General features: G+C 61.6%; 11 protein-coding genes. 4 read left to right on the top strand and 7 right to left on the bottom strand.

Annotated features, from left to right (window positions below; translation table 11 throughout):
• Position 1: 1 nt before the first annotated feature.
• The 6 genes from Q4E25_RS04345 to Q4E25_RS04370 all read right to left on the bottom strand — a co-directional run bounded on the left by Q4E25_RS04345 (position 2) and on the right by Q4E25_RS04370 (position 7,352).
• Positions 2-1,735, bottom strand: coding sequence for an ABC transporter ATP-binding protein (locus tag Q4E25_RS04345; RefSeq protein WP_303154455.1), 1,734 nt, complete (start codon positions 1,733-1,735; stop codon positions 2-4).
• On the bottom strand, positions 1,735-2,694 hold the full coding sequence (locus Q4E25_RS04350) for an ABC transporter permease (RefSeq protein WP_303154456.1): 960 nt from the start codon (positions 2,692-2,694) through the stop codon (positions 1,735-1,737). Before Q4E25_RS04350 ends, Q4E25_RS04345 begins: the two co-directional genes overlap by 1 nt.
• Positions 2,687-3,613 carry an ABC transporter permease gene (locus Q4E25_RS04355; RefSeq protein WP_303154457.1) on the bottom strand — a complete coding sequence of 309 codons (927 nt, stop codon included), beginning with the start codon at positions 3,611-3,613 and terminating at the stop codon, positions 2,687-2,689. Before Q4E25_RS04355 ends, Q4E25_RS04350 begins: the two co-directional genes overlap by 8 nt.
• Positions 3,614-4,024: 411 nt before the next feature.
• Complete coding sequence (locus tag Q4E25_RS04360) at positions 4,025-5,614, bottom strand: ABC transporter substrate-binding protein (RefSeq protein WP_303154459.1); 1,590 nt, start codon at positions 5,612-5,614, stop codon at positions 4,025-4,027.
• Positions 5,615-5,836: 222 nt separating this feature from the next.
• The gene (locus Q4E25_RS04365) at positions 5,837-6,748 is read right to left on the bottom strand and encodes an alpha/beta fold hydrolase (protein WP_303154460.1); all 912 of its coding nucleotides are present in this window, start codon (positions 6,746-6,748) and stop codon (positions 5,837-5,839) included.
• A gap of 109 nt (positions 6,749-6,857) precedes the next feature.
• Entirely contained in the window at positions 6,858-7,352 is a 495-nt protein-coding gene (locus tag Q4E25_RS04370) for a phage holin family protein (protein WP_303154462.1), read from the bottom strand.
• A gap of 123 nt (positions 7,353-7,475) precedes the next feature.
• Here Q4E25_RS04370 and Q4E25_RS04375 point away from each other — a divergent pair, with 123 nt between their 5' ends.
• Positions 7,476-8,183 carry an oxidoreductase gene (locus Q4E25_RS04375; protein ID WP_303154464.1) on the top strand — a complete coding sequence of 236 codons (708 nt, stop codon included), beginning with the start codon at positions 7,476-7,478 and terminating at the stop codon, positions 8,181-8,183.
• A gap of 12 nt (positions 8,184-8,195) precedes the next feature.
• Here the strand turns inward: Q4E25_RS04375 and Q4E25_RS04380 are convergent, their stop codons facing one another.
• Positions 8,196-9,062, bottom strand: a complete 867-nt coding sequence (locus tag Q4E25_RS04380; RefSeq protein WP_303154466.1) for an HAD family phosphatase — start codon at positions 9,060-9,062, stop codon at positions 8,196-8,198.
• A 501-nt stretch (positions 9,063-9,563) separates the two neighbouring features.
• Between Q4E25_RS04380 and Q4E25_RS04385 the strand changes: the two genes are divergently transcribed.
• The 3 genes from Q4E25_RS04385 to Q4E25_RS04395 all read left to right on the top strand — a co-directional run bounded on the left by Q4E25_RS04385 (position 9,564) and on the right by Q4E25_RS04395 (position 12,741).
• Positions 9,564-10,283 (top strand): FadR/GntR family transcriptional regulator, encoded by a 720-nt coding sequence (locus Q4E25_RS04385; RefSeq protein WP_303154468.1) that lies wholly within the window; start codon positions 9,564-9,566, stop codon positions 10,281-10,283.
• 135 nt (positions 10,284-10,418) lie between these two features.
• Positions 10,419-11,816 (top strand): four-carbon acid sugar kinase family protein, encoded by a 1,398-nt coding sequence (locus Q4E25_RS04390; RefSeq protein WP_303154471.1) that lies wholly within the window; start codon positions 10,419-10,421, stop codon positions 11,814-11,816.
• A gap of 25 nt (positions 11,817-11,841) precedes the next feature.
• Entirely contained in the window at positions 11,842-12,741 is a 900-nt protein-coding gene (locus Q4E25_RS04395) for an NAD(P)-dependent oxidoreductase (protein WP_303154472.1), read from the top strand.
• Positions 12,742-12,744: the final 3 nt, after the last annotated feature.

Below are 12,744 nucleotides of genomic sequence, written 5' to 3' on the forward strand. Positions count from 1 at the left end.
GCTAGATGGTGCCCAGCTCCTCACCAGTGCCGATCTCCAGGTGCATGCCCGGAACGGAGTTGATGAGGTTCTGAGTGTACTCGGCCTGAGCGTTGGTGAAGATCTCATCGGAGGTGCCGTGCTCCACCATCTGTCCCTTGCGCATCACCACGATGTCGTCGGCGGTCTGGCGGACCACCGCGAGGTCGTGGGTGATGAAGAGGTAGGAGAGCTTGAGCTCGGCCTGCAGCTCGGCCAGCAGCTGGATGATCTGGTTCTGCACCAGCACGTCGAGGGCGGAGACTGCCTCGTCGAGGACAATCACCTCCGGCTTGAGGGCAAGGGCGCGGGCAATGGCGATGCGCTGGCGCTGGCCGCCGGAGAGCTCGTTGGGGTAGCGGCGCATCGCCGAGCGCGGCATGGAGACCATGTCCAGCAGCTCGGCCACGCGGGCCTCACGCTCCTTGCGGCTGCCCACCTTGTGCAGGGCCAGCGGCTCCTCGATGCACTTGTAGATGGAGTACATCGGGTCCAGCGAGCCGTAGGGGTTCTGGAAGACCACCTGCATCTTGCGGCGCAGGTTGAAGATCTCCTTCTTGGACAGCGTCGAGGTGTCCTTGCCCTCGAAGGCGATGGTGCCGGAGGTCGGCTCCAGCAGGCCCAGCACCATGTTGGCCACGGTGGACTTGCCCGAGCCGGACTCGCCCACCAGCGCCAGGGTGGTGCCGCGGCGGATGTCGAAGGTGACGTCGTCGACGGCCTTGAGGAGCTGCTTCTCACCGCGCTGGCCGCGGATCTTGAACTCCTTGGTGAGGCTCTTCACCGAGATGACGTTCTCCTCGGTGATGTTGCCGGCGTGGCCGGCCGGAGCGCCAACCTGGCCCGCCTTGAGCTCGGAGGTCTCCAGACCAGCCTCCTGGGCAGCGCGGATGCGCGAGGAGGCCAGGGAGGGAGCGGCGGTGACCAGGCGGCGGGTGTAGGGATGCTTCGGCGCGCGCAGGATCTCGCGCGAGGGGCCGGATTCCACGATGCGCCCGCGGTGCATGACGATGAGGTGCTCCGCGCGCTCGGCGGCCAGGCCCAAGTCGTGGGTGATGAAGAGGACGGCGTTGCCCAGCTCCTCGGTGAGGTTCTCGAGGTGATCGAGGATGGTCTTCTGCACGGTGACGTCGAGCGCGGAGGTGGGCTCGTCGGCGATGAGCAGCTTCGGGCGCGCGGCCAGGCCCATGGCGATGAGCGCACGCTGGCGCATGCCGCCGGAGAACTCGTGAGGGTACTGCTTGGCGCGCCGTTCGGCGTCGGGAAGCCCGGCTTCCTCCAGCAGCTCCACCACGCGCTTGTGGCGCTCGGAGCCCTCGACGATGTGATTGGCCTTGAGGGATTCCTCGATCTGAGTGCCGATGCGCCACACCGGGTTGAGGTTGGACATCGGGTCCTGCGGGACTAGGCCGATCTTGGAGCCACGCAGGCTCTCGAACTGCTTGTTGTTGTAGTGGGTGATGTCCTCGCCCTCGAAGAGGATCTGGCCCTTGGTCACCTTGCCTGTGCCGGGCAGCAGGCCCAGGATGGACATGGCGGTGGTGGACTTGCCGGAGCCAGACTCACCCACGATGGCCACGGACTGGCCAGGATAGATGGTCATGTTGACGCCACGCACGGCCTCGACCACGCCGGTGGAGGAGGTGAAGGAGATGTGGACGTCCTTCATTTCAAGAAGGGGCTGAATCTGCTGATTCTGTGGGTTCTGGTCAGTCATTAGCGTTTCCTTGCCTTCGGATCGAGGGCGTCGCGGACGACGTCACCCATCATGATGAAGCTCAACACGGTCAGGCCCAGAGCACCCGCCGGGTAGAACAGGACCGCCGGGTTCACGCGCAGGGAGGCCTGGGCGTCGGAGATGTCGCCGCCCCAGGACACGAAAGTCGGCGGCAGGCCGATGCCCAGGAAGGACAGCGTGGCCTCGGCGACGATGTAGGTGCCCAGCGCCACGGTGGCGTAGGAGATGATGGGGGCGGCCGCGTTGGGCAGGATGTGGCTGAAGAGGATGTGCCAGTTGGAGGCGCCGATGGAGCGGGCGGACTGGACGAATTCCTCGTTCTTGATGGAGACCACGGCGCCGCGAGTAATACGGGCGATGGAGACCCAGCCGAAGAGGCCCAGCACGAGGACCACGGTGATGATGGTGCGGTGCTCCTTGAACATCTGCATGACCACGATGGCGGCCAGCACCAGCGGGATGGCGAAGAAGATGTCGGTGATGCGGGAGAGCACCGAGTCGATCCAGCCACCGAAGAAGCCAGCTACGGCGCCGATGAGGGAGCCCAGGACCACCACGAGGGCGGTGGTGAGCACGCCGACGGCCACGGAGGCGCGTGCGCCGTAGATGACGCGGGCGTAGATGTCGCAGCCCTGGCGGTTGAAGCCAAAGGGGTGGCCCGGCTCAGCCGGTGCCAGCGACTTGGAGAGCTCGCACATGCGCGGGTCGGTGTTGGTGAACAGGCCGGGGAAGACCGCCAGCATGATGGCCAGTAGGATCATCACCGCGGCGATCCAGAACAGCGGGCGGCGGCGCAGGTAGCGCCAGGCCTCGCCCCACTGGGAGGAGGGGGCGGACTCGTCCTTGACGGCGTCGACCGCGCCGAGGCCGGTCTCATCGACCTCGGAGATGAAGTGCTCCTGGCCGGGGTAGTGAGTGGTTTTCTCAAAATTAGGCATAGCGGATCCTCGGATCAAGTACGGCGTACAGGAGGTCAACCAGCAGGTTGGCGATGATGTAGATGATCACCAGCACGGTGGTGAAGGAGACGATGGTGGTCGGCTCACCACGCAGAATGGCCTGGTACATGGTGCCGCCCACGCCGTTGATGCCGAAGATGCCCTCGGTGACGATGGCGCCGGTCATCAGGGCGCCGATGTCGGCGCCGATGAAGGTGGCCACCGGAATCAGCGAGTTGCGCAGCACGTGGCGGGTGGTCACCGAGAAGTTGGACAGGCCCTTGGCGCGCGCGGTGCGCACGTAATCGGCGCGCAAGTTCTCGGAGACGGACTGGCGCGTCAGGCGGATGACGTAGGCCAGGGACAGCGCGCCGAGCACCATGGCGGGCATGAGCAGCGACTTCACCGTGGCATTCGCGCCGACGGTCACCGGCAGAACACCCCACTTAATACCCACGAGGTACTGGAAGACGAAGCCGATGACGAAGGAAGGCACAGCGATGACCAGCAGGGACATGACCAGGACGGTGGAATCGAAGATGCCGCCGCGGCGCATACCGGCGATAACGCCGAGCAGGATGCCGAAGACGGACTCGAAGATGATGGCCATGACCGTCAGCTTCACCGTGACCGGGAAGGCGTTGGCCATTACCTCGGTGACGGGGACACCGGAGAAGGTGGTGCCGAAGTCCAGCATGAAAATGCCCTTGATGTAGAGCAGGTACTGGATGATGAAGGGCTTATCCAGGTTGTACTCTGCTTCGATCCTGGCGCGGGCTGCCTCGGTGAGGCCGCGGTCTCCGCCGAGTGCCTCGACTGGGTCGCCTGGCATCAAGAAGACAAGCGCGTAGATGAGCAAGGTGGCTCCGAAGAACACCGGGATCATCTGGAGCACTCGTCGCCCGATATAGCGCAACATAGTGTTGTCCTTTACTTATTTGTGTGCAGTGCGTGCCGACGCCCCTCGTCTCCGGAGAGTTCGCCAGACATGGCTACCCGGCATATTAGTGTGTGATCCACTGTCGTTAGAAATCTATAGAGCTGCTCAAATCACAAGAAACTGATTCTTTCTTGACTTCTCAGCAGCTGAGATTCCAGTAGCCGCAGCTAATACGCCCCAATGCCGGGCGTGCGTGGTGGGGTGAGATGGGGGCGTCGCCACGTGGTCGGGGGCACCCGCTTTGTTAATGGCTGAACATCCATAGCTCGCCCTAATGACTACGTGTGGGGGTGCTGGGGTGGAGCGCGCCGCGGGTAGAACGGCAACACCCCGGCCCGCTGGTGCGGAACCGGGGTGGGCGAGCGCCTTGAGGCGCGGACTCCGGAGGGATTACTCCTTGGTGATGGCCTCGTAGACCGGGACGCCCTTCCAGTTGAAGGCGGCGTTGCCCACGGCCTCAGAGAAGCCACCGGTGGTGTTCGGGTACCACAGCGGGATGGCCGGAAGCTCCTCAAAGAGGATGGCCTGCGCCTCGTTGTACTTCTTGGCTGCTTCCTCATCGGTAGCGGAAGTTGCGGCCTCGTTGAGCAGCTTGTCAAACTCCGGGTTGGAGTAGTCGCCGTCGTTGGAGGAGGCGTTGGTGGCGTACAGCGGGGCAAGGAAGTTGCCCAGGCTCGGGAAGTCTGCCTGCCAGCCGGTGCGGAAGGCGGTCTTGATGGTGCGGTTGGTCACCTCGTCACGCAGCGACTTGAAGTCCGGGTACGGGGCGCCCACGGCCTCAATGCCCAGGGTGTTCTTGATGGAGTTGGATACGGCGTCGACCCAGCTCTTGTGGCCGCCGTCGGAGTTGTAGGCGATCTCGAAGGACGGGGACTCCCACTTGTTCATCTCATCGGCCTTGGCCCACAGCTCCTTGGCCTTCTTCGGGTCATACTTGACAACCTCATTGCCCTTGATGTCCTCGGAGAAGCCGGGCAGGACCGGGGAGGTGAAGTCGGTGGCCGGGGTGCGGGTGCCCTTGAAGATGGTCTCTGTGATCTCCTCGCGGTTGATGGCGTAGGAGATGGCCTGGCGGCGCAGCTTGCCTTCCTCCCCGGAGAAGTGCTCGAGGTTCTCGCCGATGGTGAAGGACTGGAAACCGGCGTAGGGCTGGTTCACGGCGCGGTCACCGAGGTCGGCCTCGTAGACGTCGAAAGCGGAATCCGGGATGGAATCCAGCACGTCGAGGTTGCCGGAGAGGAGGTCGGCGTAGGCCGCATCCTGGGAGGCGTAGAAGACGAACTTGATGCCGTCGTTGGCCGGGGTGCGGTCACCCTTGTACTCCTCGTTGGGTACGACGGTGGCGTCAGCGTTGTGGTTCCACTCAGCCAGCTTGTAGGGGCCGTTGCTGATCGGATTCTCGCCGTAGGCCCTCATGTCATCGAAGGCGGACTCGTGCAGCGGGTAGAACGCGGAGTAGCCCAGCTGGGAGGGGAAGTCCTGCTCCGGGGAAGACAGCTCGATGGTGAAGGTGTGATCGTCGACGATCTGCAGGCCCTCGAGCTTCTCGACGCCCTCCTTGTAGCCCTTGATGTTGCTGAAGAAGGATGCGGCGAGCTGGTCGTTGGCCACGGCGTAGTTCCAGGCGTCAACGAAGTTCTTGGAGGTCACCGGGGAGCCATCGGAGAAGGTGGACTCCTTGAGATTGACGGTGAACTTGGTGTTGTCCTCGTTGGGCTCGATGGACTCGGCCAGCTCGTTCTTGGTCTCGCCGTCCTTGTCGTAGTAGACGAGACCGGAGTAGATGGAGTCGATGATACGGCCGCCGCCGGTCTCGTTGGTGTTGGCTGGGATCAGCGGGTTCTGCGGCTCGCTGCCCCAGGCGGTGACGTAGTTCTCGCCGCTGGCGGCGGAGTTGCCACCTTCGCCGCCGCCGCAAGCAGCCAGGGTGAGAGACAGAGAAGCTGCGGACACCACAGCAAGAGTCTTCTTGATGGTCATGAGGGGGAGAGACCTCCGTGTCGCGATAAACAGTGGGAAAACCTTCAAGCGGTTTTCTATGAAGCTACCGGGGCGCGCTCTCATATACAAGGATTTGGATAGTATGCGTCGTGTTTAGAAACTATACATCGTTAGTTAATATTCACCCACCTGCATGTTTGTGACAGGAGTGACGAAAAGCGCCACCCCTTTGTGGGGTGACGCTCGGACACCATGTGTCTGTTACTTATCTCGCAGCCAAGAGATAAGTGACGCGGAAAACTCCCGAGGATTCTCCAGGAAAGGCAGATTCTTGGTCCCCGGAATGGAGGTGGCCGTGAACCTGCCAGTGCAGCGCCGCGTCGCGCGCCGGGCCAACGGTTGCCAGAGGTGCTGCTGCGCGTGGATGAAGAGCACCGGGCAAGAGACCTTGGAGTCGATCCAGGCCAGCGGCACCACCGCGGTGCGCAGCCGGTGATTCCACACGATGCCTCGGCTCACGCTGCCGATGCGCGAGGCCGTGATGCGCAGCGCCAGGGCCTCCTCGCGGGCGCTGCTGTCAAAGGAACTCAGCGTGTTCAGCGCCATCTCCCGCTGGTAAGAAGACTCGCGCAGCAAGGGATTGTGGCGGCTGACAGCGTTGCCGGTGTGGCAGAGCAGGGCGCGCAGCAGCAACCAGCTGAAGTCCCAGGGGCGGGCGGCCATGGCGCGGCGCAGGTCCGTGGGGTGTGCCGAGGACACGGAGACAAGCCCCCGTACCCGCTCGGGGCGTTGGGTGGCCAGTGCCCAGGCCACCGCGCCGCCGCTGTCGGCGCCGACGAGGAAGGCATCATCATGCCCGAGCGCCTGGATGACCCCGGAGACGTCGCCCACTGCGGCCCGGATGTCCTGGCCCAGCTCCACCGGGGGCTTATCCGACATGCCGAAGCCGCGCATATCAATCGCAGCGACGTGGAAGCCGGCCTCGGCCAGCGGGGCGATGACCGCGCGGAAATCGAACCAGCCGCCGAAGGAACCGTGCAGCAGCAGGACCAAGGGATCGGCCGGATCGCCGGCGGTGGCGGCGTGCAATCGCAACCCGCGGGTGTGGAGCAGCTCGTGGCTGAAGGGGCCGTCGAGTTCCACCACAGAGGGGGACAGCGGAGAGTGAGCCATGACATCCTTTCGGCTAAGGGGGCCAGAAACACCAAACCGCCCGAGAGAATCTCAGGCGGGAACGGGGTGCTATGCACTGCGGCGCGCAGGCGGCGCCGCGGGTGAAACTTTAGGTGTAGAGGCCGCGGTCGATGGACTTCGTGGCCTTGCCCGGTACCAGCTTCTTGAGCTGCTTGGCGGATTCGATGGTCTTCTCCGGGGCCTTGACCTGCTTGATCTGCTTGACGCCGATGAGGGCAACAACGCCGGCGACGACGATCATGATGAGAAAGACAATGAGGAACGCTGCCCAGCGGTCCATCCACTTGGCCAGCAGCTCAGCCAGGAAGAAAAAGAAGAAGAAGGAGCTGTAGAGGGCCACGGTACCGGCGACACCAAACATGCCGGCGCCGATGCCGCCCTTCTTGGCGGAGGCTGCGAGCTCGGTCTTGGCCAACTCAACCTCGGAACGCACCAGCTGCGACATCTGCTCGGTGGCGTTGGACACCAGCTGGCCGATGGATGCCTCGCCGCGGCGGGAGGTGTCAACATCGCTCAGCGGGATTCCATCAACCTTGGGGGCGAACTGATTAGTCCCGTCGGTGAATAGTCCTTCGTTGCTCACGGTAAAAACTCCTACAGTTTGTTTCAGCGCGTTTATTTTTAGTCGATATGGGCCATAGTAATGGCTTTTGGAAAGCTCATGGGGCTAGGCTCGCGAAGAGGGTACGGGGTTATCCTAATCGTTATGCCGACTTTTGACCCGTTGACCCCGCTCATGGAGCATGCGGCGGTGGCCCAGGCGGCGCAGCGTGCTGCGGCCGCCCTCGCCCGCGTGCACCGGCGTCCCGCCGCCCTGCGCAGGGCAGACGTCATTTCCTCGGAGTCTTTGCTGCGCGGGGCGCGTGCCTGCGTGGCACTGGGCGGTAAGCGCATCCCCGCCGTGGAACCCGCGGAGGTGGAAGCAGGCCCCTTGGGGCCGGTGGTCAGCGCGTACTCGCTTTTGGGGCCGGGGGTTCAGGAGCGCACCGTGCGCGTCTTTGCCAGGGCGCCCATCCAGGTGCTTGCCCGGGTGGACGTTGCCGCCGGCGGTTCCGGCACCCCAGCGGCTGAGCCCGCGGCGGCGCAGGCCCTGGCGCAGCTCATCACGCAAGGGGCGGGCCGGGACTTCGACGTGCTGCTTCCCGCCGTGGTGCACGCGGAGATTGCCGCTCGTGAGCTCTTTGGACCGCGCAGCACCTGCGTGGCGCTGGTGACAGCCCGGGCCGCAGCGATACACACGGGCCTGGATCCGCGCGGCCTGGCCGTGCCGGAGACCTACCTCAACCGGCATCGCCAGAGCTATGCCGACGCCCTGGCGGCCTACCCGCAGGAACCCGCGGAGCTGCTGGGCCTGCTCATGCAGGCCTGGGAGGCCGGGGCCGCTGAAGCCGACGGCATTGCCCGCGCCGCCTAGAACCCGTACTTCTTAGAGCCCGCGCTTGGGCCCGAAGAGCTTGGCGGAGACTGAAGACACCAGCCCGGGGTGCTGGGCCAGCCACACGCCGCCGGCGACGGCGGCGATGCCTGCCAGTACGGCGGAGCTAATCCCGATCTCGCGCGCGCTGGGCTTGGGGATGAGCGGCACGGGGTCCTTGAAGGTGCGCACCTGCCAGCCGCGTTCCAGCGCGTGCTTCTTTAAGCCCCGCTCGGGGTTGACGGCCACGGGGTTGCCCACCAGTTCCAGCATCGGGATGTCGGTGGTGGAATCGGAATAGGCATAAGAGGCGGCGAGATCCACGCCGAGCTTGTCCGCCATCGAGGTCAGCGCGTCTGCCTTGGCGGGGCCTTTGCAATAGAAGGTGATCTCCCCGGTGAAACGGCCGTCTTCCTCGGCCAACTCCGTGGCAGCTACGTGCTCGATGCCGAGCTCCTGCGCGATGGGGCGTACGAGCACGCTTGCCGACGCCGAAATAATCACCACCTCATGGCCCTGGGCGCGGTGGGCTTCAATGAGCTCGCGGGCCTCGGCGTAGATGGCTGGGGTGACTACGGAGTGCATGGTCTCCACGGCGATGTCGTGCACTTCGCGCACGGACCAGCCCTGGATCATGGCGGCGAGTTGGTCGCGGGTGGAGTCCATCTGCTCGCTGCTTTGCCCGGCGAGCATGTAGCCGGCCTTGGCCAGTGAGAGCTGAAGGGCCTCGGAGGGCGTGATGAGGCCGTTGTTGAGGAATTCCTTGCCAAAGGCAAAGGCCGAGGAGGTCGCGATGATGGTCTTGTCCAGATCGAAGAACGCAGCAACGCGCCCGCCGCGGGCCGCGACGGGAGCTGGGGTCTGGGGCGTGTGCGTCATTGCCTTTCGATTCTAGGGGAAACCTGCGGCGACAGGCCCGGCGTGGCACGCCAATCCGGCGCAGTGTGGCACGCCAGAACCGCCCCAGCGCGGCGCGCGAAAACCAGCCCAGCGCGGCATGCCACAGAATTGATGGCCGGTTGCTATTGTCATCTCTTCGAGTCCATGCCATAATGAGCGGTGCAAGGCCCCGATATACAGTGCGGCCTGCCCCGGCTCACCCCCCCGAGGCCGGGTTACTTCGATGGCCCGCGCACACCCCCCCCGAGGCGCGGGCCATCACCTATTCTTGCGCTCATGTGGTACTAATTCGTTATTTGGACTATAAGAATGAGCTTCGGAAATTTGCATTGCAGCGGAAAGCGTAGGGGCTTTGTGGCGTAAATCGAACTTTTCCGTTTTCAGTAAGCGGCAACAGGCGATGTATGTACTAGGGACTATGGCTTTGGCGCGGAGTTGACGCGTTAACGTTGAGAGGCAACCCATGAGAGAAGGAACTTGATGCGCATCGACCGCGTAACTGAAGGCGTTTATAGGCTTCTTGATGAGATTGTGGCCGGGACATTCCCCGAAGGCGAGGCGCTGCCGGGCGAGATAAAGCTAGCGGAATACTTGGAAGTTTCACGTCCGACATCACGTGAGATAGTCCGAACTCTTGCAAACCGTGGGGTGGTCGAGGTGATTCACGGTCGCGGTACATTCGTTCAACCTCAGAGCCAATGGACCGATGTCAGAACAGTCGTATATGCGCTTTCGAAGCAGTTGGATAAAAAGCAGGTAGGCATGTACCTGACACAGCTGAGGCGCATGATCGAGGTAGGTTCGGCGGGGCTCGCTGCTTACAACATTTCTGACTCTCACCTTGAACGCATGAGGGGGAGTTTGCAGCGATATAAAGATGCGTCTGAGCGCGATGATTCTGAAGCTGCAACCATCGCCGATGTTGACTTTCATGACGCAATTCTCGACGCGACGGGCAACCCATTTTTGCGTGCGATGATGTTGCCGCTAAAAGGGGCGCTCGCGAGTTCTCGCCTGGAAACCAATAGCGTGGAGGAAATTCGGGAACGGGCGATTCGGCATCACGAGAGGATTCTTGCTGCTATTGAAGCTGGGGACACCCAAGCGGCTAAGGATGCGATGCGCGGTCACATGGGGCAGACGTTTGATGACATCAAGGCATATGTCGAAGGTGCTGACGCTGACTTCCCATTCCACTAGTTTGTGAGTATTTCTGGCAGCTTTCCAGTTTGATCTGCCTCCGTTCGTTGTGCTGCTTTACATTTTCGATGCAAGGTGACACACTACACGTGAAGTCCTCAGAGGTCTGTCCACTGGTAAGTAAGGAGGGGTCCCGTGCCCTTTTCTCTCGCAGAATTGACTAAGAATTGTCGCCCGCCAGTAGCCATTGATGCTGCTGAAGTTCCCAAACGCAATGACATACTCATCGTCCTTGATGACGATCCGACGGGTACGCAGTCCGTGCGTGATTTGCCTGTCCTAACGCGTTGGACGCAAGAAGATATGGAGTGGGCGTTCTCCCAGGGCGCACCGGCTATCTATGTCATGACGAATTCGAGGTCATTGTCGCCTGAAGATGCGCGCCGAATTAACGAAGACGTTGCTCGCTCTGCGCTGGCAGCTTCCGAGGGGCGGAAGTTGAGTTTTGTTTCTCGGTCTGACTCCACCCTGAGAGGGCACTTTCCGCTAGAGCCAGACACTCTGGCGGAGATTTCTCATGAGCATGGAGAAGACGTGGATGGATATCTCCTTGTGCCTGCGTTTCCCGATGCCGGACGCGTGACTATCGATGGCGTTCACTATGCGGGCTCCAAGCTCGACGGATTTAGCCCTGTGGCTGAAACTGAGTTCGCCCAAGACGCAAGCTTTGGCTACCACAGCTCCAAGCTCAACGAGTGGGTCGAGGAAAAGACAGAAGGCCGAGTCCCTGCGTCGGACGTGTTGTCAATTTCTCTCGATACTCTTCGCGCGGGGAAAGCAGCTGACGTTCTTCAAGCAGCAACTGATCAAAGCCCCATTGTTGTTGATGTAGTGACCGAGGAGGATCTGCGCCTTCTGGCTGTAGCGCTACACGTTGCAGAATCAAGCGGCAAGAAGTTTATTTATAGGGTTGGCCCGCCGTTCGTCCGTGCGGTTATCGGGCAAGATATCCCTGCGGTTGTGGATGAGCAGTCCCTAGAAAATGCAGGAGTTACCCAAGACCATCTCGTAGGGGGTTTGATTGTCGTCGGCTCCCATGTGCCAACGACTACGCGTCAGCTGAATGCCTTGGTCGCATCGGATTTGGCCACCATTTTTGAGCTCGACGTACACAAGGTTCTCGACGATGAATCAGGTTACGTGGATGCACTTGCGAAGAAAATTGTCCAGACATTGGAGCATGGTAATGCCGTCCTGCACACGTCGCGGACGCTGGTCACAGGAAAAAATGAAGATGATAGCTTGCGAATCGCACGCACTGTCTCCGCAGCTCTGGTTTCGGCAGTCAACAAGGTTGTCACGACATCTACGCCGAAGTTTGTCATTGCAAAGGGCGGAATCACATCCTCTGATACTGCATCGCGAGGACTTGAAATGACGCGAGCAACGGTTGTCGGGCCGATGCAGCCGGGAATCATCAGCCTGTGGAAGTCCGAAGACGGCCCCGCGGAAGGCATCCCGTACATCGTCTTTGCCGGAAACGTAGGCAACGACCAGTCACTCGTGGACGTTGTCTCTCGTCTCAGTAACTAAGTTTCGAAATTTCAAGGAGCACATAATGACGTCTGTCATCACTGTCATCGGTCTGGGTGCTATGGGCCTTCCCATTGCCACCAATCTTTCAACGCAATTCCACGTCAATGGCGTGGATATCTCTCCTGAGAGGCTGGCTCTCGCCGAAGAAACGGGAATTGCAACTTTTGATAACTCGCGTGAAGCGGTCACCAACTCAGATCTTGTCTTGCTCGCGGTTCGAAACGAAGCGCAGCTCAACGAAGTGCTGTTTGGGAACGACGGAATCGCCAGCGCGCTGAAGCCTGGAGCCACTATTCTTCTCATCTCGACGGTTGGCATTGCAGCCGTTGAAAAGGCAGCTCAGCGTTTGGAATCGGAAGGATTCGGGCTTATTGATGCTCCCGTTTCCGGTGGGCCGGTGCGCGCAGGCGAAGGAGATCTCCTCGTGACTGTAGGTGCTTATCCCGAGCTTCTCGAGAAGCATCGCGGCGTCCTTGAGTGCATGGCTGGAAACCTTGTCATCGTTGGAGACAACCCAGGAAAGGGACAAGCGCTCAAGACTGTAAACCAGCTCTTGTGTGGTGTCCATATTGCTGCTGCCGGTGAGGCAATGGCGTTGGCAGGCAAGCTTGGCCTAGATCAGGAAAGCGCACTCGATGCGCTGATGTCGGGTGCCGCGTCCTCGTTCATGTTGGGCGACCGCGGTCAGCGGATGCTCGAGGCGTACACCGAAGATGGTGCTGAGGTGAAGTCTCGTATGGACATTTTCGTCAAGGATATGGACATTGTCACTACAGCAGCGAAAGAAGCTGGAATTGCTGTGCCTGTCGCCGCTGCTGCGCAACAGCAGTACTCACAGGCCATTGCACGTGACATGGCTGCAGTCGATGATTCAGCCATTATCCGTATCGTGTCGCCAACGGATCCCGCACAGAAGGGTTAGTTA

The organism is Corynebacterium sp. (genome assembly GCF_030532325.1).
Lineage (GTDB): Bacteria > Actinomycetota > Actinomycetes > Mycobacteriales > Mycobacteriaceae > Corynebacterium.